Annotated in this window: 20 protein-coding genes; 1 reads left to right on the top strand and 19 read right to left on the bottom strand. The window is 61.8% G+C overall.

Features of this window, described 5'->3' with window-relative positions:
- Positions 1-545: 545 nt before the first annotated feature.
- From AC097O_RS14950 to AC097O_RS14915, 8 genes are all read right to left on the bottom strand, one after another.
- Positions 546-1,319 carry a DUF6615 family protein gene (locus AC097O_RS14950; protein ID WP_479593564.1) on the bottom strand — a complete coding sequence of 258 codons (774 nt, stop codon included), beginning with the start codon at positions 1,317-1,319 and terminating at the stop codon, positions 546-548.
- Between the two features lie 138 nt (positions 1,320-1,457).
- Positions 1,458-2,939 (bottom strand): aldehyde dehydrogenase, encoded by a 1,482-nt coding sequence (locus AC097O_RS14945; RefSeq protein WP_479593563.1) that lies wholly within the window; start codon positions 2,937-2,939, stop codon positions 1,458-1,460.
- 3 nt (positions 2,940-2,942) lie between these two features.
- The gene (locus AC097O_RS14940; RefSeq protein WP_479593562.1) at positions 2,943-3,863 is read right to left on the bottom strand and encodes an NAD(P)-dependent oxidoreductase; all 921 of its coding nucleotides are present in this window, start codon (positions 3,861-3,863) and stop codon (positions 2,943-2,945) included.
- A gap of 25 nt (positions 3,864-3,888) precedes the next feature.
- Positions 3,889-4,761 (bottom strand): DMT family transporter, encoded by an 873-nt coding sequence (locus tag AC097O_RS14935; protein WP_479593561.1) that lies wholly within the window; start codon positions 4,759-4,761, stop codon positions 3,889-3,891.
- A 61-nt stretch (positions 4,762-4,822) separates the two neighbouring features.
- Entirely contained in the window at positions 4,823-6,835 is a 2,013-nt protein-coding gene (locus AC097O_RS14930) for a CocE/NonD family hydrolase (protein ID WP_479593560.1), read from the bottom strand.
- A gap of 146 nt (positions 6,836-6,981) precedes the next feature.
- The gene (locus AC097O_RS14925) at positions 6,982-8,316 is read right to left on the bottom strand and encodes an aminotransferase-like domain-containing protein (protein WP_479593559.1); all 1,335 of its coding nucleotides are present in this window, start codon (positions 8,314-8,316) and stop codon (positions 6,982-6,984) included.
- 62 nt (positions 8,317-8,378) lie between these two features.
- Positions 8,379-8,978: an HD domain-containing protein gene (locus AC097O_RS14920; RefSeq protein ID WP_479593558.1), complete on the bottom strand. Its 600-nt coding sequence runs from the start codon at positions 8,976-8,978 to the stop codon at positions 8,379-8,381.
- Entirely contained in the window at positions 8,975-10,090 is a 1,116-nt protein-coding gene (locus tag AC097O_RS14915) for a clavaminate synthase family protein (RefSeq protein WP_479593557.1), read from the bottom strand. Before AC097O_RS14915 ends, AC097O_RS14920 begins: the two co-directional genes overlap by 4 nt.
- Before the next feature lie 265 nt (positions 10,091-10,355).
- Here AC097O_RS14915 and AC097O_RS14910 point away from each other — a divergent pair, with 265 nt between their 5' ends.
- Positions 10,356-11,240 (top strand): LysR substrate-binding domain-containing protein, encoded by an 885-nt coding sequence (locus tag AC097O_RS14910; protein ID WP_479593556.1) that lies wholly within the window; start codon positions 10,356-10,358, stop codon positions 11,238-11,240.
- 83 nt (positions 11,241-11,323) lie between these two features.
- Here the strand turns inward: AC097O_RS14910 and AC097O_RS14905 are convergent, their stop codons facing one another.
- From AC097O_RS14905 to AC097O_RS14855, 11 genes are all read right to left on the bottom strand, one after another.
- A complete protein-coding gene (locus tag AC097O_RS14905; RefSeq protein ID WP_479593555.1) occupies positions 11,324-11,485 on the bottom strand; it encodes a hypothetical protein in 162 nt (53 codons plus the stop codon).
- 405 nt (positions 11,486-11,890) lie between these two features.
- Positions 11,891-12,721 (bottom strand): tetratricopeptide repeat protein, encoded by an 831-nt coding sequence (locus AC097O_RS14900; RefSeq protein ID WP_479593554.1) that lies wholly within the window; start codon positions 12,719-12,721, stop codon positions 11,891-11,893.
- 384 nt (positions 12,722-13,105) lie between these two features.
- Positions 13,106-13,900 (bottom strand): tetratricopeptide repeat protein, encoded by a 795-nt coding sequence (locus AC097O_RS14895; protein WP_479593553.1) that lies wholly within the window; start codon positions 13,898-13,900, stop codon positions 13,106-13,108.
- Positions 13,901-13,984: 84 nt separating this feature from the next.
- Positions 13,985-15,751, bottom strand: coding sequence for a phospholipase D-like domain-containing protein (locus AC097O_RS14890; protein ID WP_479593552.1), 1,767 nt, complete (start codon positions 15,749-15,751; stop codon positions 13,985-13,987).
- A 65-nt stretch (positions 15,752-15,816) separates the two neighbouring features.
- Positions 15,817-16,872: a DUF2345 domain-containing protein gene (locus AC097O_RS14885; RefSeq protein WP_479593551.1), complete on the bottom strand. Its 1,056-nt coding sequence runs from the start codon at positions 16,870-16,872 to the stop codon at positions 15,817-15,819.
- 426 nt (positions 16,873-17,298) lie between these two features.
- Positions 17,299-19,452, bottom strand: coding sequence for a phospholipase effector Tle1 domain-containing protein (locus tag AC097O_RS14880; protein WP_479593550.1), 2,154 nt, complete (start codon positions 19,450-19,452; stop codon positions 17,299-17,301).
- A gap of 9 nt (positions 19,453-19,461) precedes the next feature.
- Positions 19,462-20,004, bottom strand: a complete 543-nt coding sequence (locus AC097O_RS14875) for a DUF3304 domain-containing protein (RefSeq protein ID WP_479593549.1) — start codon at positions 20,002-20,004, stop codon at positions 19,462-19,464.
- A gap of 27 nt (positions 20,005-20,031) precedes the next feature.
- Entirely contained in the window at positions 20,032-20,946 is a 915-nt protein-coding gene (locus AC097O_RS14870) for a DUF4123 domain-containing protein (RefSeq protein WP_479593548.1), read from the bottom strand.
- 8 nt (positions 20,947-20,954) lie between these two features.
- The gene (locus AC097O_RS14865; RefSeq protein WP_479593547.1) at positions 20,955-24,011 is read right to left on the bottom strand and encodes a type VI secretion system Vgr family protein; all 3,057 of its coding nucleotides are present in this window, start codon (positions 24,009-24,011) and stop codon (positions 20,955-20,957) included.
- Between the two features lie 178 nt (positions 24,012-24,189).
- A complete protein-coding gene (locus tag AC097O_RS14860; protein ID WP_479593546.1) occupies positions 24,190-25,500 on the bottom strand; it encodes an MFS transporter in 1,311 nt (436 codons plus the stop codon).
- Between the two features lie 194 nt (positions 25,501-25,694).
- Positions 25,695-26,594, bottom strand: coding sequence for a LysR family transcriptional regulator (locus AC097O_RS14855; RefSeq protein WP_479593545.1), 900 nt, complete (start codon positions 26,592-26,594; stop codon positions 25,695-25,697).
- Between the last annotated feature and the right edge of the window lie 36 nt (positions 26,595-26,630).

Raw genomic sequence — 26,630 nt, 5'->3', positions numbered from 1 at the left:
GGATTGAGCCCAGGGCTAAGAAGCGAAGACTCAAACCGTTGCCGCTGCTGAACGTGCCTCGCACAGCAGCCAGAGCGGCGATTCGCATGCGGCGGGGCTTATCCTAGTGCCATGAGGCTCCGACCCCTATTGGCGGATTGGCGTTGACGTTTTCTGTGTGGCTGCCTGCATCGTCGGCCGCGTGATGTGCCCGGCGGCGCAGTCACTTGTTCTTTTGCGCAATGGCGTGCTCTGCACGCGGGGTTCACTCACTTTGCGAAGCAAAGTTAGGTGAACACCAAAAGTAACCCAAAGAAAGGCGCCCCAACTGTCTGCGCCCTCCGCTGGCGCTACGGGAACCTGCGGTGCTCGCTTTGGGCGGGGTTTGGCTAAACTCGCTGGCGCTCAAACAACGCCAGCCCTGATCCGCCCAAAGCTGTGCTCCTCGGCGCATACAGATGGGGACCCCGGGAGCGGGATCGGCCCGGCTGCCTGCGCCGGGCATCGCGTTGGTCGCGAACTGGAGGGCTTTTAGCGCAAAGAGTTATCAGCTCAGATGGTCGGTTTTAATCAGCATCTCGCAAGTCGTACACACCAATAGCCTTGAACTCCCTTGGTGCTTCTGAGTCCGTCAAGTTAGTGATTTGATCCGGGCTGTCAACGTTTTGCCCCTTGTCCAACAGTCGCGTTACGTAACTTGGTAGGCCATCATTTGATGTCGTAGGGCCATCTCCCGATTTCGGAAAATAGTTCCGGATGTACCCATCTATTGGGCCGAGTGGACAACAAAACATGCAGTGAAACGGGTTGCTTTCGGCTAGCAACTGATCACGGGAGACCCGCTTGCCGTGTTTCCCATCCGCATATTCCTCCATCTTCTTTGCGTCGGCCATGAACACCGCATTTAATTCATGGTCCTCACGCCCGCACATAGACATGCTGGTCGTCTCAGGTAGTGAGTAGAGGAAGTAAAAGGGAAGCCGACCCTTTGTCTTGGCATAAGTGAGCAGTGTGTCCATCTGAGATTTGGTTCCACCGGGATACCTCAGGCGCGTTACGTAAGAGTCATGTCGCTTAATGAATTTCTTGGCTTGCACAGCTAGTGAAATATGGTGTGTCCTCCCGACCAACCACAGCTCTAGGTCAAAGTCAGCCCCGGTAGTCGAGTTTTCAGTATGGTGATCGAATGGAGTTACGCGGAGAAAGTTGAAGCGTTTATCTAGTTCGCGCCACTGCCAAACCAAGAAATCCGTAATGGATTCTTCCTTGACATCGCTAACGTTCTCGATGAATTTTTTTACTTGGATGCCAACTGCTCGGTTTGCTGCGCAAATGTTCATTAGGGGGCCTGTTTTTATTGCCAACTGCAGGATGCGGGGGCCCCATGGTATCCCTTAAAGATCGGGGGTTTTGGTCTACTAAAGACGGCCAAATGTTCCCCAAGTCCTATGCAGAACTTTGTTCCTTCAATTGGCCCCTCACCCCACCTGAAACCAAGCCGATTTAGTCTGCATATACGACAGCAAACTGTCTACATGCTTGTCCCGTGAATTCCCCGACTGTTTGTACCCGCCAAACGGCTGGGTCATGTCGCCGTCGCCGAAGCAGTTGACCCACACCACACCAGCCTCTAGCGCGCCGACCATGCGGTGGGCCTGGTGCAGGTCGCGGGTCCAGACGGCGGCGGCGAGGCCGTAGACGGAGTCGTTGGCTAACGCGATGGCCTCGGCTTCGGTGTCGAAGGGGATGAGGGTGGCTACCGGGCCGAAGATTTCTTCCTGGGCGATGGCCATGCGGTTGTGGCCGACGAACAGGGTGGGGGGCACATAGGTGCCGGGTCGTTCTAGCGGCATGCCGCCCATTACCATCTGCGCGCCTTCGGCCTGGCCGCGGGCGATGTCGGCCAGCACCTTGCGCTGGTGGGGTTGGCTGGCCAGTGGGCCTAAGGTGGTGGCAGGGTTCAGCGGGTCGCCGGGCTGGTACAGCGCCTGGGTGCGGGCGATGAATTTGGCGGTGAAGGCCTCTTGCAGGTCGCGGTGCACCAGCAGGCGCGAGCCCGCATTGCAGACCTGGCCGGCGTTGTCAAAAATGCCGCCCACGGCGCGGTCTACCGCTGCGTCCAGGTCGTACAGGTCGGGCATGAAAATCTGCGGGCTTTTGCCGCCGGTTTCCAGCGCCACGCGCTTCATGTTCGACTGCCCGGCGTAGCCCATCAGCAGCTTGCCGACGCGGGTGGAGCCGGTGAACGACAGCTTGATCACGTCCGGGTGCAGGGCCAGCGCGCGGCCTGCCTCGGGGCCCAGGCCGTTGACCAGGTTGAACACTCCGGCGGGGCCGCCCGCCTCCACGAACAATGCGGCCAGCCGGGTGCAGGTCAGCGGGGCCTGCTCGGCGGGTTTGAGCACCACGCAGTTGCCCGCGGCCAGGATGGGGGCCAGCTTCCATACCGCCATAAGCATGGGATAGTTCCACGGCGTGATGGCCCCCACCACGCCAAGCGGCTCGTGCAGGATCATGTGCAGCGAGCCGGGCGCGGTGTGGGTCACGGCCCCCTCCACCTTGTCGATGCACTCGGCGAAATAGCGGATGGTGCGCAGCACCTCGGGCAGGTCGATGTTCAGCATGTCGCTGATCGGTTTGCCCATGTCCAGCGTCTCCAGCAGCGCCAGTTCGTCGGCGTGTTGCTCTACCAGGTCGGCCCAGCGGTTCATCACCTGCATGCGCTCGCGCGGGGCCTGGCCGCGCCAGCGGCGGTCGGTCCAGGCGGCCAGGGCGCTGGCCACGGCCAGGTCGATGTCTTTGGCCTCGCCCTGGGCAACGCGGGCCAGCACGTTACCGGTGCTGGGGTTGATGCAGTCAAAGCTGCCACCGCCCAGCGCGTCCACGTAGCGGCCTTCGATGAACAGGCGGCCTTCGATGTGCAGCGCTTGGGCTTTGCGCAGCCAGTCTTCGTGGGTCATGGCTTACTCCGCCACCAGCTCGGTGGGGTAGCCGGGCGCGCGCAGCTCCAGGCCGCAGGCCTGCTCCAGCATGCGCACCACCTCGGGGCTTTGCGCCTGGCTGCCGAACATGCCGCGCGCGCGGCGGAAGATCTGCTGCGTCATGCCGCCCAGCTCCAGCGGCACGCCCAGCTTTTCGGCGATGCCGTTGACCAGGCCCAGGTCTTTGCAGGCCAGGTCCATGTTGAACTTGACGTTGTAGCTGCCGCTGAGGATCAGCTGCGACTCGGTCTCGTGCACAAAGCTGTTGCCCGAGCTGGCGCGGATGGCGCGGTAGGTGGCGTCCGGGTCAACGCCGTATTTGGCGGGCACCATCATGGCCTCGCCCGCGGCCACCAGGTGGATGAAGGCCAGCATATTGGTGACCACTTTCACCACCGACGCATTGCCCAGCTTGCCCATGTAGATGATCTGCCCGCCCATGGCCGCCAGCAGCGGCTCCACGCGCTGGAACACCGCTTCGTCGCCGCCTACCAGCACGGTGATCTGGCCCGAATTGGCCAGGTGCACGCCGCCGGTCACCGGGCACTCTAGCACCGCGATGCCGCGCTCGGCGGCAGCGGCCTGCAGGCGCTGCAGGTCTTCAAAGTCGGTGGTGCTCATCTCTATCCACACGCCGCCCGCACGCAGGTTCTCAAACACGCCACCCGGGCCTTCCACCACCTTGCGGGAGATGGCGGGTGAGGGCAGCACGGTGATTACCACATCCGCGCCTTTGCAGACCCCGGCCACATCGTCCGCCCAGGCCGCACCCGCCGCCAGCAGCTTCTGCGCCGCAGCCGGGTTCAGGTCCGTCACGGTGACGGGGAAGCCCGCCTTCACCAGGCTGTTGCACAGGCCCTCGCCCAAGCTGCCCAAGCCGATAAAACCAATGTTCAGTGCCATACAAGTCCTGTGGATAGAAAACGATTTACGCCGTGCGGCGAAAGGGGTTGAAGCCCATCACCATCATGCTGGCTAGCACGATCAATGCGCCCCCGGCATACAGCCCGGGGCCGGTGGCTTCGCCCAGAAAAATGATGGAAAACAGCACGCCAAAACCGGTTACCAGGAAGGTGCTGCTCAGCGCCGCCACCGGGGGCACGTGGCGCATGATGCGCATGTACATCCAGTAGGCCATGCCCGAAGTCGTTGTGCCCATCAGCACCACCCCGGCCAGGGCGGGCAGTGTGAAATGCGCGCGGGGCAGGTCGTACAGGGCACCGGGCAGCAGCAGCAACGCGCCGGTGGCATGCATGCCAGCGGTGATGGCCAGCGGCTCCAGCCGGGTGGTGGCGCGTTTCAAAAATGGGGTGGACATGCCCGACAGCGCCGCGCCCGCCACGCAGCCCAGGGCCGACAGCACCAGCAGCGGCGTGGGGTTGACGGGGCCCAGCTGCACCACCAGCGCCGCGCCGCCAAAGCCCAGCAGGCAGCCCATCAGCTTCACCGGGGTCAGCGCTTCCTCTTTCATGTAAGCCGAGATGAAGGCCCCAAACAGCACCGCCGTGACCGACAGCAGCGAGCCGTAGGCCGCAGGCAGCTCCAGCGACGACCACGAGTAAAAAAAGTGCGGCCCGGCCACCGCCAGCGCGCCCAGCAAAAACATCTCGCGCCACTGCGCCCAGGGCCAGGGCTGGCGCGCCACCCGCATGATGGTGCCCAGCACCAGTGTGGCCATGGCCATGCGCAGGCCCGCCACCAGGTTCGGCCCCAGCGTGGGCACCGCCAGGCGCGTCAGCATGAAGGACGAGCCCCACAAGGCAGACAAAGCGACCAGCTGCACGAAATACTTGGTTTGCATAAATGCTTCAAAAATAAGAGCTGCTCACGCCCATGGAATGGGCGCTAGCGGCCTGAAAGGCTTAAACCAGCTTGCGCGGGATATTTTTATTCCAGTCCTTGGCAAACACCAGGGTGTCGCCTTCATAGGCTTCCAGTCTGCCCGACACCAGCCAGTGCGTCTTGCTGGCGCGCAGGCTGGAATAGGTTTCGGTGCGCACTTTCCAGTCGCCGCGCGAGGTCTCCATCGACCAGTGGCAGTCTTGCTGGGCCGACAGCGGGTCGTCGGGCAGGATGCGGTAGTTCTCGCGCCCACAGCCCCAGGTGGTCAGGCCGTGCTCGGTGCTGGTGCTGCGGCCAAAGTCGTCGACGATGGCCATGCGGCGCTCGCCGGTGCGCTGGTCGGTGGTGACCTCGCGCTTGTTCCAGGCGGGCTGCACGGTCACCAGCTTCACCGGTGGCGCGGCCTCGGCGGGGGCGAACTCCGGGGCTTTTTCGCCGCGCTTGGGTTTGCGCACCGGGATGTCGATGAAGCTATTCCCCGTGTGCACCGTCAGCGTTACCGGCTCGGGCGCGGGCCAGACCAGCGGCCAGTAGCTGGTGGAGATGGAGACGCGCAGGCGGTGGCCTTGGGGCACGGTGCAGGCCACGTCGTCCAGCGCGATCTGCAAGGTGTAGACCTTGCCGGGCTCCAATACCTCGGGGTGTTCGTGGCTATCGCGGTGGCACAGATTGGCCACGGCATAGGTCAGGCGCGACACGGCCCCATCGGGCCAGACGCTGTTGAGCCGGATGGCAGCAATCGCCACCGGGCGGTCGCTGCTGACCTGCAGGTGCAGCACCGCCGCGCCCACCAGGTCGATGGGCTTGGCGAGAGGCGGCGTGTCGAAGGTGAGCGAGCCCGAGTCGTCCTGGCGCTGGTCGCCGGGGAACTCCGGGCCGAGCCAGATGATGCAGTACTCGCCGCTGTCGGCCCCGGTGTGCTGGGGCGAGGAGACGATTTGCTTGCCCTTCACATCCGGGGTGGGGCCCAGGCCCTGCGTGTTGAGGTGCCAGCGCTGCGTTTCAGACCGGTCCGACGGCCAGACGGTGTCGCTCACCCAGCGACCGGCGATGTGTGCCACGCTGGCACCGGGGCGGCCAATCTCCATGATGTAGGTGCGGTGCGCCGGGTCCTGGTCTACGCCGGTGTCCACGCCCTTGAGCCACTGGTCCCACCAGCGCAGGGCCTCTTGCAGAAAGCCGATGCGCGGCTCGGGTACGGCGAAGTGCGGGTACTTGTGGGCCCAGGGGCCAATGATGCCTTTGACAGGACTTTGCACGCCGGCCACCAGGCGTGGCACGGCGTTGGAGTAGGCATCGTTCCAGCCGCCGATGGCCAGCACGGCGGCCTGGATGGCACCAATGTCTTCGCACACCGAGCCGTGCTTCCAGTAGGCATCGCGGTGCGGGTGCTGCAGCCAGGGGATGGCCAGCAGCGGCTCGGCCTCCAGCCGCTCCAGCCACATCGTTTTCCAGCGGTCGCCCACCAGGGCCGGGTCGGGGGCGCGGGAGGAATAGGCCAGCATGGTGGCCGACCAGCCCAGGTTTTCGCCCAGCAGGCAGCCGCCCTTGTAGTGGATGTCGTCGCTGTAGCGGTCGTCGGTAGAACACAGGGTGATCACCGCCTCCAGCCCCGGCGGCTGGCGTGCGGCCACCTGCAGGCCGTTGAAGCCGCCCCAGGAGATGCCCATCATGCCCACCTTGCCGGTGCACCAGCTTTGCGCCACCAGCCAGGCGATGACTTCTTCGGCATCGGCCAGCTCTTGCTCGGCATATTCGTCCAACATCACGCCATCCGAGTCGCCGCTGCCCCGCATATCGACGCGCACGCAGGCGTAGCCGTGGCCTGCGAGGTAGGGGTGGGTGAGGGCATCGCGCACCACGGTGCCGTCGCGCTTGCGGTAGGGCAAATATTCGAGGATGGCGGGCACGGGTTTGCGCTCGGCATCCACCGGCCGCCAGATGCGCGCGGCCAGGCGGGTGCCGTCGGCCAGGGGGATGAAGGTGTTGGCGATTTCCTGGACTTTGCGGGGGAAGGATTTGACGGTTTTCATGGGGGTAGCGATTGGGAGGTAAGGCATAACATCCGGCCCCCACCCCGGCCCTCCCCCGGTGGGGGAGCGAGAGGATGCATGACCCCCTCCCTCTTCGGGGGAGGGTTGGGGTGGGGGCGGGCGGTCACCGACGGTGTGTGCATTTGCTAAGGCGCCATGTCCGCGAGCGGGCTGCTCTGCAGCACCTGCACCAGCGTGCGCAGCCCCAATTCCAGTTGCGCGGGCGAGGTCGCGGTGTTCAGGCTGATGCGCACGGCGTGGGGGGCGCGGCTGCGCCCGGCGGCAAACTGCTCTGCGGTGCGCACCAGCACCCCGGCCTGGCGCAGGGCGGCGGCAAAGGGGCTGGCGTGCCAGGGTTCGGGCAGGGGAAACCACAGGTGCGGGTGGTGGGCGCTCCAGGCGTAGTCAAACCCGGCCAGGCATTGGTGGGCCAGGGCCAGGCGCTTGTCGATCTGCTGGCGTTGCAGGCTGATCAGGCGCTCGGCCTCGCCGCTGGCCAGCCAGCGGGCCGCTATCTCGGGCATCAGCGGGGCCACCATCCAGCAGTCGGCGCGGATGCTGGCCGCCACCTTGTCCAGCCACTCGGGCGCGGCTTCCAGGTAGCCGACGCGCAGGCCCGGCGCCATCACCTTGCTCAGGCTGGCCAGCAGAAACGATTGCTCGGGCACCAGGGTAGAGATGGCCGGTGGCGGCTGGGCCAGCACGGCGGCGTGCACCACGTCTTCCACCAGCCACAGGCCCCGGCGGCGCACCACGGCGGCCAGGGCTTCGCGGCGCGCCAGCGGCATGGTGCTGGCGGTGGGGTTGTGCAGGGTGGGGCTGCAAAACAGCAGCTTGGCCTGGTAGCTGTGGGCGGCCTGGTCCAGCGCCTCGGGCAGCAGGCCTTCACCGTCCATCTCCAGCCCGATCACCTGCAGCCGCAGCGACCTGGCTAGGGCCAGCAGGCCGGGGTAGCTGAGCGATTCGGTGAGCAAGGTGTCACCGGGCTTGGCCAGCGTGCGCAACACCCCGGCCAGGCCGTGCTGCGCGCCGTGGGTCACCATGACGCGGTTCGCCTCGCCGCTGGTGCCAAAGCGGCGCAGCCAGTCGGCACCGGCCTGGCGGTGCTGCGGGGCACCGGTTTCGGGTTGGTAGGCCAGCAGCCCGGCCATGCAGGCCGGGTCCAGGCTGATCTCGGCCAGCGCCTGGCGCAGGGCTTCCACCTCATCGGTGGGGATGGCCACGTTGTGGGCCAGGTCGATGGGTGCGGCATCGGCGGCGGGCGGGGTGGCGCGCACATAAGTGCCGTCGCCCACGCGGGCTGTCGCCAGGCCCAGTTGCTCCAGCTGGGCATAGGCGCGGTTGACGGTGGCAAGGCTCACACCCAGGCGCTGGGCCTGCACCCGTTGGGCGGGCAGCTTGTCGCCCGCAGACAACTGGCCGTCCCGGATTTTCTGGGCCAGCGTGTCGGCAATCGAAGCCACGCTCGGGGCAGGGTGCATGGGCTATTTGCTACAAAATAAAGAGCTGTTAGCGCCCATGCAATAAGCGCTAGAGGCCTTTTTCATGCTAACTCTTTCAGAATGGCCGGGTCAAACGGTGGACGGGCAAACACCTCGCGCAGCATGGGTTCGAAGTAGGCCAGGGACTTGCTCGGGTAGTGCGGGTCGAACGATGCCTGGTCGTAACGCTCGCAGAAGCGGCAGCAGGCATCGAACCAAGGGTGGTCGCGGTGGGCGAGGTAGCCATCGTTGGGCAGGCCGTAGTGGTGGGCGTAGTACTGCATCTGGAACAGGCCGTGCATTTCCACCACCCAGGTCACCTCGGCGCGCACGTAGGGGCGGATGAGCGAGGCGGCAAACTGCGAATGGTTTTCAGGGGCCAGCTCGTCGCCCAGGTCGTGCAGCAGGGCGGCGACGATGGTCTCCAGGTCGGCCCCGTCGGCCTCGGCGCGGGTAGCGGCTTGCAGCGAATGCTCCAGGCGGCTCACCTGGTAGCCCTCCAGCGAATCGCCCAGGCGGTGCAGGGCCAGCAGCAGGCGGTCGGGCAGGGCGCGCACGTAGCCATGCTCCAGCTTTTGCAGAAACAGGTATTCCTCGGTGCTGCCGTCTTTCATCTGGGTGAAGCTGACGGCGTGCATGGCGGGGTTGGCAACGGTGATCATGCGGGGGTTCCATTGAGTTGGCGGTGCAGTACACGGTACAGGCTGCGCGGGCCGTCGCGGTCGATGTAGCAGCCCTGCAGCTGGCGGTGGCCTTCGGCGGGGTTGAAAGACGTGCGGCCGTGCAGCACGCGGTTGTTGTCAAACACCATCATCTGCCCCGGCTCCAGGCGGAAACGCAGCGCGTAGGCATCGTCGTCAAACAGCTGGCCCATGCGCTTGCGGGCGCGGTGGTAGCGGCGGGTGTCGTCCTCGGACATCAGCGGCAGGCTGTCCAGCCGGGGGCTGTAGTGCACGCCCACCATCTGGCCGCTGCCGTCGAGCTCGATCATGGGTTTGATCGCCACCAGTTGGGTGGTGGCATCGCGGTGCTCGAAGCGCAGCGGGATGCGGCTCAGCAGCGCAAAGCCCTCGGGGTCTTCCTGGCGCACCTGTGCGGCCACGGCCAGGCTGTCTACCAGGCTGGACAGGCCGCCCGAGGTTTCGTTCTGCAGGCACTGCAGCAGCTGGATGCCGGGCACCGGAGTGCGGTAGGGGTTGTCGGTGTGCGGGCCCAGGGCCACGGGCTGGTAGGCCAGGTCGATGGCCTCGGCTGCGGGGCGCGAGTACACCTCAAAGTACGCCCCAAAGTTGGTCTCGCGCACAAAGCCGAAGCGCCGGGCGATGGTAAGGATGGAGTCGGGCTGCGTGGGCGTGTGGTGCACCAGCAAGTAGCCCAGCGTGATGAAGTCGTGCAGCGCCCGCAGCAGCACCGCGTCTTGCGCCAGATCGGGCCACTGGTAGAGCGGCCGGTAGGCGGCATCGGCGCGCCAGGGCTGGGGCGCGGGGCAGCCTTCGCTCAGCACCGTGGCTTCCAGCAGCTCGGCCGCATCGAAGTGTCCGGCAAAGCCATCGCTGAAGGCCAGGTGCAGTTGTGCGCCATCCCAGCGGGCGGCGGTGAGCACCAGGTCGTCGGGAAACAGGTGCGGGTTGATCAGGCGCTGGCCGGTCAGCGGGTCGCGCTGGCTGGGGTCGGGGCTGAGGGCGCGCAGCCACAGGGCGGGCAGAGGGGTGTCGCCGGTGGGCGTGCGCATGACCAACCGGACGGGGTTGGAAAGAATGTGAATTTCAGACATGGCGTGGGCACGGGTGGACGAAGAGGCAGAGTGTGGCGGCAGACCCCACAGCCGACAAACGAAGAAAACAGCGCTATAACCTTAGCAAAACTAATGCCTGACTTATGGGACACCCCCAGGCTGCAGTGCTGCGCATCTTTCTCCAACCCCCTTGCAGGGGGCGATGCCAGTGGCCCGGCAAAGCCGGTTCCACGGCATCCCTGGAAGGTGCGCGTCCAGTCTGAAACTTGGGTGTTGTGCACTGACCGTCAACGTAAAAATTGCGATGAAAAGATTACCTCCTTTGAACTGGCTGCGCGCCTTCGAGGCCTCGGCCCGCGCCCTGAGCTTTACCGCAGCAGCGCAAGAGCTGAACATGACCCAGTCGGCGGTGAGCCAGCAGATCAAAAGCCTGGAGAACGCCATTGGCCGCCCGCTGTTTGTGCGCCGGGTGCGCGGCCTGGAGCTGACCGACGCGGGCCGCGGCTACCTGCCCACGGTGCAGGCGGCGTTTGCCATGCTGGAGGAAAGCACCCGCGTGCTCACCGGCCGCAAAGAGCCCGACATGCTGGAGCTGCACGTCAACCTGTCGTTTGCCAAGTTCTGGCTCAGCCCGCGCCTGGGCCGCTTCATGGACCAGCACCCCTGGGTGCAGCTCAATGTGGTCACCTCGATCTGGCCCGAAGAGCGGCAAAGCGATTCGGCGGATGTAGAGATCGTCTTCGGCCAGGGCAAGTGGGAGAGCCGGGTGGGCAAGCGGCTGGGCCAGGACAGCATCTTCCCGGTGTGCTCGCCCGAGGTGGGCGCGCGCATCCAGCGGCTGGACGACCTGCTGCGCCAGCGCCTGTTCGACCTGCCCGGCACGCTGCAAAGCTGGGACAGCTGGCTGGAGGCCTACCCCGCCAAGAGCAGAGTGGCCAGGCCCCTGGTGCACCGCACCAGCACCTGGGCGCTGAGCCTGGAGTGGGCGCAAAACGGCCTGGGCGTGGTGCTGGCCCACGATACCGTCGCCAACGACCTGATCCGCGCCGGGCGGCTGGTACGCCCACTGGCGTTTGCCCTGCCGATGAAGGAGGCCTACTACCTGATCGCCCCCGAGGGCAACCAAGCGCATCCGGCGGCGCAGGCGTTCAAGGGCTGGTTGTTGGGGGAGATGGGGGGGAAACTGTAGGTGCTATTGTTTTGGGAGCTGCTTGTGCTTATGGGATGGGCGGTAGAGGCCAATTTCATGCTTGAACACTAGCCACACGTATATCACTGCACCGGCCTGCGCTTCACACTGGCCGCAATCGTTTCCGCCATTTTCAAGAACGCATCTTTGGGCATGGGTTCCTTGCCTCTGGCGTTGTGCGAGTCGCGGATGGCGTAGACCATCAGCTCGGGCGTGTCTTCCTCGGCATGGGGGTCGCCACGCACCACAGCTGCATAGCCATAGTCCACTGTGTCGTCATGGCGGATAAGTTTGAGAGAGGAAGACAGGCCTGGGTGAGCACGTCGACCAGGGGCCGCAGCTTCAGTGGGTGCTCTCAAATGTGTAGCTGGTCGTGCCGGTGGTATAGGCGCTGGAGGGGGATTCGGCTTGTAAAGCATCCAGGCAGGTTTGCAGCACCTGGCCGAGGAGGCCGAAGCGTTGGTCTGCATCTTCTTGGGCAGGCCGGGGCAGGTTGTTGATGCCGATGCTGGTGACGCTGAGCAGGACGAACTCGGGGTCTTGCGCCTGGGGTTGGCTTTGGCCGGGGCCTTGGACTGTGACCTTGCGCGGGCTGTTGGCCAGCGGGAAGCGGGTGCCCGCCTCGGCGGTGAAGGTGATCTTTTCGCCAATCAGGGCATTGGGGCTGGTGGAAGTGGGCAGATTTTATTGAGGTTGGGATATTTTTTGGTTTTGTCTTCTTTTAGTTCTTCCCATAACCTGTCGTAGCAGGCGGCACGTTGTGGGTCTTTGGCGAAGCCGTACTCGCCATTTTGAAATATGGAAGATAAGTTCGACAAACTACCGCTATGGCCTAACGATGCAGATTTTTGAAGAACTCGCAACGCATCCTGAGGTTTGTCGTCGTTGTAGTAAATTCCCAGAAAATAGCCCGCTTCCGCAAAATCTTGTGATAAGGCACATTCCAGCATGCTGTATCCCAGTGGCATTAATTTTTCTCTCTCTATTTCACCAGGTGTTTTTAGTAGTTTCTTTCCAATAGTGAACTGCGCATGTGGACTGCCCATGTCGGAAGCTTTTCGCATATATATTAAAGCGGTTTTTGGGTCTTCTTTTACCTCAATACCCTGCTCCAAAAATACCCCCATTTGGTAATAACCCGAGGCTACGTTGAGTTTGATAACTTGTTCTACCAAGTCTGCCGCTTTGCGGTGGTTTTGCGGGAAACCTTCTGCTCCATAGATATATAACAATGCCAAGCGCTGCATGGCGTTGTAATGGTCGCGTTCAATGGCCTTCTCAAATAACTCCACAATAGTTTTGATGTTCTTGTCTTCATCTTGATCTTGCAGGTCGCGGGCTCGCCGATACCAGGCCTGGGCTTCGCGATTTAACGGAGGTTGCATCTCCTTTTTGCATGCAAAGGCCAAACTATTCCAATCAATTTCTCGTGTATCAGACATTGCATCTCCAGAAGGCTTGCACGCTGCAATGATCAGCATCGCAAGTGGGAAAAAGTAACGTAGAAATATGCGCATGGAGGGCATCTAATCAGATGCGCCTAGTTGCTGGTCTGGGCCTGGGTGAGCACGTCGTCCAGGTGCAGAAGTTCCAGTGAGGCGCTATTTAATGTGTAGCTGTTTGTGCTGGCGATATCGGTACTAGAAGGGGATTAGGCTCGTAAACTATTCAGGCAAGTTTGTAGTACCTGAGCCAAAGGTCCGAAGTGCCGCGCATGGTCTTTCTGTCTAGGCCTGAGCGGATTGTTAATGCCGATGCTGGTTACGACAACAGGATGAACTCGGGAACTTGGGTTTAGTTTGCCTTGGGTCTGGGTATCTTGCATGGGCTGTTCACCACGGGGAGGCGGATGGTCTGCTCGTCAATCAGGGCATTGGGGCTGGTGGAAGTGGGCAGAATTTGTTGAGGTTGGGATATTTTTTGGTTTTATCTTCGTCTACTTCTTTGCTTAATTTACGATAGCAGGCTGCCCGCTGCGGATCTTTTTCAATTCCGTATTCGCCGTCCCGAAAGATGGAGTGCAAGTTGTAAAGAGAGTCCCCACTCCCCAATGATGCGGATTTTTGAAGAACCCGTAATACATCTAATGGTTTTTTTGTTACACCATAATAAAAACTAAGATCATAACCCGCCTTTGCAAAATCCTGCGATAACGCACATTCCAACATTGATACCCCCAGCGGTACGGCTTTTTCACGTGCTGCTTCTCCATCAATATTGAGTAACTTTTTCCCTACAGTAAACTGTGCATGCGGGCTACCCATATCTGCAGATTTACGCATATAAATTAGAGCTGCTTTTGGGTCTTCCTTAACCCCAATACCCTGCTCTAAAAATACCCCCATTTGGTAATAACCCGAGGCTACGTTGAGTTTTATTACTCGTTCTACCAAGTCTGCCGCTCTGCGATGGTCTGGCTGAAAACCTTCTGCTCCGTAGACGTATAAAAGCGCCAGTCGTTGCATGGCGTTGTAATGGCCGCGTTCAATAGCTTTTTCAAACAACTCTACAATCGGTTTTATATTCTTGTCCTCGTCCTGATTTTGCAGATCACGGGCTCGTCGATACCAGACCTCGGCTTCCCGGTCCAGTGGAGATTGCATCTCTTTTTTGCATACAAATGTTAAGCTGTCCCAATCTATTTTTTGTGTATCCGACATAGCATCTCCAGAAGGTTTGCAGGCTGCAATGACTAGCACTACAAGTAAATAAAAATAACGTAAACCTAATCGCATAGTACCGGCCTAGTCAGGTGCCATCGTCGCCGATTCACCGTCAAAAAACTCAATCACCGGCGCAATCAATGGTAAGCCGAATTTTTGATTACTCTTGTTGGTTGCCATTAATTTTTGCCATTCTCTATACTCTTCTTTCATATCCTCCAGAGGCACCCGCCCCGTATGCAACCGCCACAAGTGCGTGCGCCATTGCTGGGTTAAATCAGGCGATGGGCAGGAAATATTAAGCTCTGAGTCACCTTCTAAACTACGCACATTTACGTTGGCGGAACCAAGGGTGAAGAAAACGTCGTCCACCAAAAGTAGCTTGGAATGTACGTAGATCTCTTTGTATTTATTTTTAGTGGGTTCTTTTGTGCTGGCGCATAGGGTTGCTATATGGATATTGACACCATCAAGGTCTGTTTGCCGTAATGCGGCATCGGGATTACGTGCGCTGTTTTCCTTCTTTTCAATGGATGGCATCATTTGGCCTTTGCCTAAAGCTGCCAGCATTTCATAGGTGTTGAGCTTGCCTGCACCCGGAGGAACATTGGTGACCACAAAAATGTGAAAGTCACGCTTCCAACCCGCTGCTTTGAGTTTGCGCCGTGTCACGCGTAGTAGCTCTGCAAACTCTTTGTAGCGGAAGTACTGGTTCTCGAAGTAAATGTAGTTGCGTGCATTCGCAAGTGCCAGTTTGTATGCGTCCAGAATTGATCGATCATTTTCTTGCGGTTGAGTGCGGCAAATTTGGGCCATTTCCCGTCCACCATTGCGGCTGGCTGGGGCAATAAAATCATTCGCCCTGATGGCTTTGCGCACATCGGACCAGAAAAACTTGGAACCTTGTCCCTCCGCTTTATCCCAAGCGGTCATGAGATTTTCGTTTAAATCAAAGAGTATGGGCCCACGCACTTTGCAGGATAGATCTTGCCAAGGTGCAAAGCCATGGCGCAGTGTAGAGAAGTACTCGTGCGAGTCAGTGTCCCAGTAGTTGCGTAGAAGGTTATGCCCCATCACAAATCCCACTGCATGTTCAGGCAATTCATAGTCCACCAGAATCATTTTCTGATGGTGCGATGCAAAGTCGGTCATTAAATAAGTGCGACTTGCATTGGACATGCCGCGTTGCGCTATTTGGTGCGTCAGAATGCTTGTTCGATCAGGGAGTGAAAAATCTCGGGTGCGAAATTCTAAGTCGGGTGGTTGATAGCGAAACCATTCGCGATTAAACCGCTTTGCGTCGTCATCGTCCCGCAATACGGCCGCACTGTTTGTTACTTTGCCTCCGTAGTCGTTAAATTCGGCATCGCTTTGTGAGGGCTTGCCTCCTGCAGACTCCAATCCTCCAACACCAGAGCCCATTGGCGTTCCTCCACCGCTACCGAGTAAACCTTCTCCAATAATGTTGTTTTCTGCAAAGTTGGCAAACGCATTTTTCCAAATTAGAACGCGAACTTGAATATTAGGTTTGGTGAAGTCTTCTCCACTGCGTTTGTGATGGTCTGCTAAGCGCACGAGTAGATCGCCTAGACGTTCGCCGTTAGGGCGCTTGAGTCGCATGCTGGGATCGAACCCCCAGCTAATAATGTCCACTGATTTTTTGGCGTTAGCGATTGCTTCATGTACCGCTCCAAAAGCACGTTCGCCGTTAATCAGCGGTTCAATAAGATTGGCATGGCGCGGGGGATATTTGCTCTTGGAAACAAACCATGGCATGGTCAGTTGTACGTCGCGTTTGGCGGCGAGCGACACCGCAGCACGGTCTGTTGTTTTAATGAAATCGGTCATGGTTTTGCTATTTACAAATGCTGTTAGCGGCGTGTTATTTGAGGTTCTCAGTAACTTATTACGCGCTAAGAGGGCCGCTTTTGGGCAAATGTTTTGCGGAATTCCTCTCCCTGCTCGGCATCAGTAGCTTCCGTATCGCCAGAGTGCATGTGCGAGCGATATCCTTGGTTGGATAAATTTTGTAGCTCTCGCTCCTGGGCATCTTCTGAAAAATTTTCGTTTACGTCGATGAAAAAGTGAGCCCCGGTCAGCAGCTCAATCTTGTATTGTTGTGTCCCTTCTTTGTGCTCCCAGATAACTGTACCGAGTTCGTCGGCTGTACCCTTGTTGAGTATTCCGCCATCAGCGTAGAGGGTGAAAGGCTCACCTGCATAGTGACCTGTGGTGTTCGGTAGGGCGTTGAGAGAAAACGCCATCGTCCTTTTAAGCGGGTTTGTCATTGCATCTGGCATCACCGGCAGCTTGTAACTCACCCGTCCCGGCCCCACAAACACCTTCTCCCCCGCCTTCACCAGAATCATCCCCGGCGCGGTGTGTTTCACTCCGGCGCTGCTGATCGTCACATTCGCCCCACCGGCCGTAGCAATCTCGATGCTTTGGGCGGCGGCCCAGTCGATGTGCGCATTCGCACTGACCACGTTGATGAGGTCCTTGGCCTGGACTTTCAGCGTGTCGGCCTGGGCTTGCAGGTCGATGGCATCTTGGGCTGCAATGAGTTGCAGGCCCAGGCCTGACTGGGCATTCGGCCCGGCCTGCACCGCCCCGGCCAGGATGCCAATCGCCTGTCCGGTGTGCACCCGCAGCTGGCCCCCGGTCACGTACTGGCTGTCTTGCCCGCTCATGGCACTGGCGGTCTCGCCGTTGGCCCACTGGAGATGCTGCCCGGCCACCACGCCCAGCCCGGCCTTGGCGGTGATGGCGATGGTGGCGGCGCTGCTGTGCGGGACTTTGCCCGTGTCGATCTGTGTCGCCTTGGCCGCCGCATCGCCCAGTGCCGTCTGCAGGCTCTGGCCATCGACCATGCCACTGGCGGCGATGCGCTGGGCTTTGAAGACAGCGGCCTGGTCGTTGAGGGCGCTGGCATTGGTTTGCAGGGTGCCGATGTGCCCGGCCAGGGCCACGGTGCGGTGGGTGGCAGCGGCCTGGCTGAAGGCTCACCCTGTAGGTTCTCGGGCTGGCCCTGGAAGTGCAGCTTGATGCGGATGCGGCCCAGGCGGTCGGTGAAGAGCTCCTGGCCGGGGGTGGGGTTGACCTCGCCGTTGGGGCCGACCACGGTGGCGCTGAGGCTGCCCTGGGCTGTTGGCCGGGGGCGGTGGTACATGCCGGTACCGTCGGCCAGCACCGGGCGCCAGGGCGGGGTGTCGGGTCCGATGGCGATGGCATCGAAGCGGTTGGCGTAGCCGCTGGCCCAGGCCTGGGTGAGCACGTCGTCCAGGCGCAGCAGCTCCAGTGGGGTGCTGTCTAATGTGTAGCTTGTTGTGCCGGTGATATCGGCGCTGGAGGGGGATTCGGCTTGTAAGTCTATCTCCTGTCTGTGCGTCCTGTTACTAGGCCATCGCTGTTTCCGCCGCCTCTTCTGCTCGGGCCAAGGCGATATCCTGGCGCAGGTTGTCGCTCCACACATACGTGACCTTTGGCTCTTTGGCGGATGCGCCTTCTTGGGGTTGGACGAGCGTGTCTGGCTCTTTATTCAAGTCATCTTCATGAACGCTTTTGCGGATAAAGAAGCCAGACTGCGGGTAGTACCCACGGCACAGCACATAGCCACCACCCTCTCGGCGGGAGTTGGTTTGCGTATCGATCGCCTTGCCCACTTCGGTATTGCTGTCGGTCATCAGCGGGTACGGGGTACCAAACTCGGCTTCTTTCACCAGTGCAGACTCTTCGGCGGTTAGTACTTCGCCGTTCTTTTGCTTTTCTTGCGCATTTTTCGTCTTGCGGGTGATGTCCAGAACTTCTTTGTCGAAGCCCTTGGCGTTTTCGGGGTTCTTCTTTTGGAGCTCTTCAATCTTCGCCCGCTTGTCGTATTCGGTGACTTCACCTGCCAGGTAGAAACCTGCATGCGAATCGTGGACGTAGTCGTCAAAAAAGCGCTGTACTTCGGCGGGCAGAGGCTGGGGTTTGTCAAAGAATGCGAATGCCCAGGTTTCCCAGCCATCCAGCGACGCACCCACTTGGGCGCGGTTGAACTGCCATTGATTCATGCGAGCCTTGTCCTCGCCTTTGAACGGTGAAACGATGCGGTGACTTTGCGGGTCGCGTTCAATGCCTTTCTTGCGCAGTTTCAGTGCCTCCAGGTCCCCTGCCAGCATGCGGTTGGCATCGCGCAGATCCTGCTGGTCCTGGGCATTGGCGGCTTGGAAGTTGGAGGCCGATTCCAGGGTGGTGAGCCGCGAAGCCCGCCAGCGGTAGTACAGCTCCATGTGCTTTTTGAGCAGGTGGCCGCTCTTGCCCAACTCGGCGGTGTAGGCATCCCACGCGGAGGCGAGTTTGGCATCGACTTGGAGGTCATCTTGTCGTGCCGTGGGCAACAAACTGAACGGCGTGAGTGGCACCCCCGCCATGCGAGCCGCTTTAAACATATGGGCCAAAGGAATCTGCGAAAGCATGGCCGCCTGCGCGCCACGCCCTTTGCCTTGGTCGCCTGGGCCGTAGCCACCACCTACATCCGAGTGCACGCCAGGAAAGTAAAACTCCTGGATATTGCCCTCCAACCGCGTGACCGGAAAGTTCATGCGCTGCTCGTGGGAAGAGATGAAATGCATGCCTGTATCTACGCAGCCCGGCAAAGGCTTCAAGATACTGTTGGCCCAGGCCCAGTGGCCGTCAAACATAGCGCCGGGCACTGGCAATGTTTTGGCAATCGATGCCGAGCCGCCCACCGATGCCACGGTATCAAACACCCCCAAGAAGGAGATGGAAGCCGGTATGCCCACCAGCTTGCCGCCTTCGAGCAGTTCGTCAAATGCATGGCAAAACGCTACGGCTTCTGCTGCGCCACGGGAGAAGCCGAATACCGAAACCTTCAGCGTCGGAATATGCGGCTTGGGGCGAGCGGTCAAGACCGCTTGGAGCTTGGCCAGGTGCGGTGCAAACCATTCCTTGGCTGTGATAACCCGGCCTCTTCCACCGCTTCCAGGCTCGGGGTGGCCCACTTCGTTGTCGTAGGACTGGGCGAGTTTGCCGACTTCTTCATCTTTGTATAAAAGCGCGGTACCGCTGTACATAGTGCCGTAAATGGCGTTGAGTACTTGCAACAGGCCCCACACAATCCGAGGCTGTCCTCCTTTGGCAAATGCCTTGCCGTTTGTGGATTCGGTGGGCTCGCCGATCTCCTTGAAAGGCGTGCCCACGCCTTGGATGTAGTAAGGGTAAAAGCCGCTTTCTCGTTTGTCATCGGGATACGCTGCAAACAGCCGGGCCACATTACTATGGCTACCGTCCTGCGGCCCCATCGGTTTGTTGGCAATAGGGCGGGGCTGCCGGGTTCTAGGGTCGGGTAGCCCCGTCCGCTCGCCATCGCGGTCGCGGTACATATTGTTGTTGGTGCCGTCAAAGAACAGGCCCACTTGTATCGGTATAGCGCAGGGCAGGTTCGTGGCATCTTTGCTACAGACGATGGCAATTTGCGATTGTTCCTTTGCCGTCGGCCCGAGGAAGTCCGCTGCGGGATAGGGTGCTTTGGGTGGTGTGGGATGCATGGTGTGGACCTACTTTTGGGTGTCGGTCGTAGCGGGTTTTCGGGTACGCGGTATAGGGTGCATGCTGCTGTAGCCTGCGGCGTTGGACACCACGACCCGCACCTCGTCGTTAGGGAAGAAGTGCAGATAAATGCTGCCCGTTTCGTCGTACTTCTCTACCTCGACAATCTTCTCTTTCCATACATATGTATGTTCATCGGGCATATTCCAGCGCACTAACACTTTGATGCCGGGGTGCCATACCCGGGGGATGGAGGAGCAGCAAATATTGGCTCCCCCAGCCCCCCAGGCCGACATGCCGCCCCCTCCACCCCCACCCACTTCATCCCCCCGCACCGAAGCCGAGTGGATGTAGTTGCCCGTGTGGTTCACGATGCCCACCTGGGCAGGGGCGCTGTCATCCACTACTTTCTTGGTGAACAGGCCGTCGAGCACAGAGTTATTGGAGTACGACTTCCCGCCGCCCTGCATTTCCGCCCACGACGACATACAGCCTTGCAGCAGCAGGGTGGTGGCGCAGAGCACGGCGCATAAGGTAATGGGTTTTTTCATGGATTTATCCTTCGGGGTCACACATGTTCAAGACTGAGTTTCTTGCCAAAATTCCGGCGGAAGCACCGCTATCGCAGTTTGGTAAGCCACGCCCTGCCGGGTGTTTTGCAACAGCGTTGCCATGGCAGGATGGTTGGCAAAATTCTCCTTCACACTTAGCGCGAGTACACAGAAATGCTGGCGGTCTGGCGCAGCTTCGATGTGGTGCCGACTTGCCAATTTCAAGTGCTGCACAAGGCTGGCGTGGCACTGGGCGGGGCTGTGCCTGTGTAGCAGGTCTGGCTGGCTTTCGTAGATATTGGACAATATTGCATCGGCCTCGGCGGCATCCACTAGCGCGGTAAAGGCGGCATCACTGAGCGGCAGTTTGTCAAACTCTGTAGGGTCTACGGTGGATGTTGCGTCACCGATCCATTGGCACAGTCCGCCATCGCGCCGGGCGGACCACCACGCCAGCAGCGGTGCCATGAGGTGCTGGCGCTGCGGCTCCTCCAGTGCGGTGAGCAATCCTGGCAACACACGGGTATCCGCCCAACGCAGCGGCCACTCCAATGTGTCGGGGGTGCGGGCGACAAGGTAGGGGCAAAAATGCTGCTGCAATGCTTGCGCATCCAGCGGGCTGACCAGCACGCTGAGCATCGGCTTTCCTGCGCATGCTGCCGCTATCTTTTGCAGCCAGGGCAGCTGTTCTGCTAGCAATGATGGGCCGGTTAGCAGGTGTGGCGCCACCGTTCCAAAACCTTGCAATGCCGTTCTGGCGTACAACGAAAGTTTGGGCTGGCGAATCCAGGCGCGTGAGTCTAAAAGTTGATCGTCAAATGCGCCGTCCACCAATGCAAACAGGTGCATGGGTGTATCCGGAAACGAGGCGCAGAGTTCAGTCAGCGCCTGGTGGATCTGTGCAGCCCATTCGGGGTGTGTTGGTTCGATCGCAAAGTACATAAACTACCTCAAGCCGCAGCCGGTGCCACAAACGGGCTGCCACTGCGCAAGGCCGCCAGCATGCACGGCACGCACACGCTTTGCGGCAACTGCGGCAACGCATAGTTCACCGACCCCGGCCCCACAAACACCTTCTCCCCCGCCTTCACCAAAATCATCCCTGGCGCGGTGTGTTTGACCCCCGCGCTGCTGATGGTCACATTGGCCCCACCGGCCGTAGCAATCTCGATGCTTTGGGCGGCGGCCCAGTCGATGTGGGCGTTGGCGCTGACCACGTTGATGAGGTCCTTGGCCTGGACTTTCAGCGTGTCGGCCTGGGCTTGCAGGTCGATGGCATCTTGGGCGGCGATGAGTTGCAGGCCCAGGCCTGACTGGGCATTCGGCCCGGCCTGCACCGCCCCGGCCAGGATGCCAATCGCCTGTCCGGTGTGCACCCGCAGCTGGCCCCCGGTCACGTACTGGCTGTCTTGCCCGCTCATGGCACTGGCGGTCTCGCCGTTGGCCCACTGCAGGTGCTGCCCGGCCACCACGCCCAGCCCGGCCTTGGCGGTGATGGCGATGGTGGCGGCGCTGCTGTGCGGGACTTTGCCCGTGTCGATCTGTGTCGCCTTGGCCGCCGCATCGCCCAGGGCGGTCTGCAGGCTCTGGCCATCGACCATGCCGCTGGCGGCGATGCGCTGGGCTTTGAATACAGCGGCCTGGTCGTTGAGGACGCTGGCATTGGTTTGCAGGGTGCCGATGTGCCCGGCCAGGGCCACGGTGCGGTGGGTGGCAGCGGCTTGGCTGAAGGCCCCGGCCAGGGTCTCCAGCTGCTTGAGCAGGGCCATGCCCGCGCTGTTGTCGCCAGCCGGGTCGCGCTGGGCGGCGCTGTGCTGGAGCCGGTAGCTGCTGATGAGCCAGCCCTGGCCTGCGCGCAGCGCCCCATACGCATCGGTGCGCAGCTCGGCCCCGGTGCCCCGAAAGCTGCCCCGGTAGTTGTCGGCGGTGTGCAGCAGATGGCCCAGGTTGAGTTCGGTGGCGGCCTGGGTGGTCTTGAGCTGGGTCCTTCCCTGAGGGCCGGCACCATCGCTGTCGTCCATCACCAGCTGGTTGTAGCCCTGGCCATCGTGCTCCTTGCTGCGGATGCCCCATTGGGCGCTGGCATTGTTGTGGCCATCGGCCCCCGCGCTGGCCGCCGCCCCATGCCACACCGGGCTGTGGCCCCCGGTGCCGGAGCCGATGCGGTTGCCCTGGGCGCTGCTGCGGTGGTCGGTGGCGTGTTTGAAGACTTTGTCGGCTTCACTGTCCGGTGGCAAGCCGCCTGGCGTAGGCTGCACCCCGCCTTCGCCCTGGCCGTTGTACAGCGCGGCCAGCACGATGGGGCGGTCGATGTTGCCTTCCAGGAACTGCACCAGCACTTCCTGGCCAATGCGGGGGATGAACTGGTGGCCCATACCGCCCCCGGCACTGCGCTGCACCACCCGCACCCAGCAGGAGGCGTTGGCATCGCCGTGGGGGTCGCCTTGCAGGTTCTCGGGCTGGCCCTGGAAGTGCAGCTTGATGCGGATGCGGCCCAGGCGGTCGGTGAAGAGCTCCTGGCCGGGGGTGGGGTTGACCTCGCCGTTGGGGCCGACCACGGTGGCGCTGAGGCTGCCCTGGGCGGTGGGACGGGGGCGGTGGTACATGCCGGTGCCGTCGGCCAGCACCGGGCGCCAGGGCGGGGTATCGGGCCCGATGGCGATGGCATCGAAGCGGTTGGCGTAGCCGCTGGCCCAGGCCTGGGTGAGCACGTCGTCCAGGCGCAGCAGCTCCAGCGGGGCGCTATCTAATGTGTAGCTGGTTGTGCCGGTGGTATCGGCGCTGGAGGGGGATTCGGCTTGTAGGCCGTTTAAGCAGGTTTGCAGCACCTGGCCGAGGGGTCCGAAGCGTTGGTCTGCATCTTCTTGGGCGGGCCGGGGCAGGTTGTTGATGCCGATGCTGGTGACGGACAGCAGGACGAACTCGGGGTCTTGGGGTTGGCCTTGGACTGTGACCTTGCGCGGGCTGTTGACCAGTGGGAAGCGGGTGCCCGCCCCGGCGGTGAAGGTGCGCACGGTGCTGCGGCCTTGCCACAGGCTGCGCCGCGACATGCGGGCCTGGACCTGGCAGTCGGTGTAGTGGCGGGCTTCTTCGGCGCTGGCCCAGGCACCAGGGCCGGGGGAGTCGTAGCACTCCAGTTGCGGGGCGCGCGGGCCCGCGGGGAAGGGCTGGTGGCTGGGGTGGGTGGGGATGCTGACGCTGATGCTGCGCTTGGTCTCGTAGTCGTAGCTGAGCTGGGTCAGGCGTGCGGGGGGCAGGGTGCAGCGCTGGGCCAGGGCTTGTACACCGTCTTGTTCTTCCATGGCGCGGGCACCCTGGAAGCGGATGCCCTGGCCTCCCAACACATGGGCGCTGCTGGGGTCTTCGGGGCAGGCCTGCGGGTTGTGGGTGTCGGCGAACAGCACGAGCTGGTGGCCTGCGGGGGCGCTGGGGCTTTCTTCGAAGCGCCAGGCCAGGCCTTCTTCGGCCAGCAGCCGGGAGACAAAGGCCAGGTCGGTTTCGCGGTACTGCACGCAGTAGCTGCGGGGCCGGGTGGGGCGCAGGAAGCTGGGGACTTCTTCACTCCAGCGCCAGGCGGCAAAGGCGCGGTAGTCCCGGAACACGGATTCCACGATCTCGACGGTGGTTTTGTCTTGCCAGACGCGGCTGGTGTGGGTTTGGCCCAGTAGCCACAGCCAGGGGGCGACGCGCAGCTGGTAGCGGGTGAGGCTGCCGTCGCTGCCGTGGCGGGCGGCGGCTACGATCAAGCCGGTGGCGCTGGTGCGGCTGCGGTCAGACAGGCTGATCTGCAGCCGGGCGACCTGGCCGTACAGGGTGTTGAAGTCGATGTCGGGGTGGCTGCTGAGGACGATGAGCTCGCGGGTGCCCACGTGGAACAGGCTGTCGCGGGCCACAAAGGCCTCCAGCAGCAGGCCGGTGTCTCCCAGGTCCAGGCTGTCAGCCTGGGGCAGGTCTAGGGCGTAGAGGCGGCTGGCGCTGCTGAAGAGGCTGAGGAGGTCGCTGGACATGGGCAGGGCATTTTGTGAACAATATTGGTATATCGCCGCACAGGTGTACGAACGAAACCAAAATTATCTACCAAGTACCCGATTTATATGAAATCGGCCTCTTGTGCCCATTCCATCGGCGTGAGTAGCTATAAATAAAATAGCTAAACTACCCCGCCTGCGGCCCCGGCGCCTGGGTTCAGGCGGCTGCCAGCTGGGCGCTGTGTTGGCGACCCCGCGTGGCCAGCAGTACCAGCACCCCGCCCAACACCAGGCTGGCGGCCAGCACATACAGGCCTGCCGTGGTGCTGCCGGTGGCATCCTTGACGCTGCCCACCATGAACGGGCTGACGAACCCGGCCAGGTTGCCCACCGCGTTGATCAGCGCAATGCCCGCTGCCGCTGCCGAGCCGCGCAGCATGCTGGTGGGCAGCGTCCAGAACAGCGGCAGGCTGCTCAAAATGCCCATGGTGGCCAGGCTCAGCGCCGCCAGGGCCAGCACCAGATCGCCGCCAAAGATGCCGCTCAACACCAGACCCAGCGCGCCGATGAAACCGGCCCCGGCAGTGTGCCAGCGGCGTTCGCCACTGCGGTCCGAGCTGCGGCTGGCCAGCACCATGGCCACGGCGGCCAGGGCGTAGGGGATCATGGTGAGCAGGCCCACATCCAGCACGTCTTTCACGCCCGCCGTCTTGACCAGCTGCGGCAGCCAGAAGCTGATGCCGTACAGGCCCATGATGAAACAGAAGTAGATGCTGGCCATCAGCCAAACCCGGCCATTGCGGAACACTTGCTTCAGGCTGTGGTCACCACGGGTGCCTTCGTCGCGGCGGATGTTGTCGATCAGCAGGCGCTTTTCGGCATCGGTCAGCCAGGGGGCCTGGGCGATGGAGTCGTCGAGGTAGAAGTACACCGCGATGCCCACCAGCACCGACGGAATGCCTTCCAGCAAAAACAGCCATTGCCAGCCCGCCCAGCCGTTCACACCGGCAAAGGCCTGCATGATCCAGCCCGACAGCGGGCCGCCCACCACGCCCGACAAGGCGATGGCCGTCATGAACAACGCCACCACCCGTGCGCGGCGGGCCGACGGGAACCAGTACGTCAGGTACAGGATGATGCCGGGGAAGAAGCCCGCTTCGGCCACGCCCAGAAAGAAGCGCAGCACGTAGAACATGGTGGGCGTGGTCACGAACATCATGCACGACGAGATCACCCCCCAGGTGACCATGATGCGGGCAATCCACACCCGGGCTCCGGTGCGGTGCAGGATCATGTTGCTGGGTACTTCAAACAAAAAGTAGCCAATGAAGAAGATGCCCGCGCCCAGGCCGTATACGGTGTCGCTGAACTTCAAATCGGTCAGCATCTGCAGCTTGGCAAAGCCCACGTTGACGCGGTCCAGGTAGGCCACCACGTAGCACAGGAATAAAAAGGGAATCAGCCGCCACATGACCTTGCGGTAGGTGGCGTGCTCCAGCGCGTCGCTGGCAGGGGAAGGTAGGGGCATTTTTTGTCTCCGGGGGATGGACTTGTGGGGGTGTGGCCAGTTGCCACCGACCCGAAAAGCGGGTCTGGGCGCAGTCTAGGGAGACGGCCCCGTTTCAAAGAGTGACATTGCGGCAACCCGGCCTCAACCTGCGGGAATAGCCTTTGGCCACAAGGACTTACGCGATGGCCCCTGCCGCCGCATGGTGAAAACCCCTAGTCGGCGAGCTCGCCTTCATCCACCGGCCACACCACCTGCAGCATGGCCAGCAGGGCCTGCAAGGTGGCGGTGTTTTCGTCAGAGCGGCGGTACAGCAGCGACAGCGGGCAGGGCAGGCGCACACCCTGCCACACCACCACCTGGCCGCGCTGCAGCACCGGCGCGGCCATGCGCTCGCGCATCAGGCTCAGGGCCACGCCGCTTTGCACCAGCTCGAACACCGTGGCTTCCTGGTCGGCCTGTACCGAGGTGCGGTGGGTCAGGCCGCGCTCGGCAAACATCTGCGCCACCAGGCCGTACTGCGAGCCGCCCACGGGGGTGGACAGCCAGGGCATGGCGGCCAGATCGCTCCAGTCGGCCTGGCGCAGCCGCTCTTCCCAGGCCACGGGGCCGACCACCACGTAGTGTTCCAGCCAGAGCTGGCGCACCGCGATGTCGGGGTCTTTCAGGGCACCCAGGAAAAAGCAGGCATCCACCTGCCCGTCGCGCAGCATCTGTAGCACGCTGCCCGAGATGCCGTGCTGCAGTGCCACGTCCACGTGCGGATAAAACTCCAGCAGGGCGGCCAGCAGTGGGCCCAGGCGGATGGATTCGGGGTCGATGATGGTGCCCAGCCGCAGCCCGCCCGACACCGTGCCCCGCATCTGCGCCGCCAGTGCGCTGATCTCGTGTGTGGCATCTACCGTCTTGGTGGCCAGCGGCAGCAAACGCCGCCCTTCGCCGGTGAGCACCATGCCGGTGGGCGTGCGTGCAAACAGCAGCACGCCCAGCTCGTCTTCCAGCCCCTTGATCTGCTTGGACAACGCCGACTGGGTCAGGTGCAGTTGCTCGGCCGCCCGCACCAGCTGGCCGTGGCGGGCGACGGCCAGGAATGCGCGCAAGGGGGTGAGTTCCATCGCGGCATTATCACAAGGGTGTTGGCTACTATGGTT

Source organism: Rhodoferax sp. LS1P39, assembly GCF_056521425.1.
This window is presented reverse-complemented; position numbering and strand designations above follow the sequence as displayed.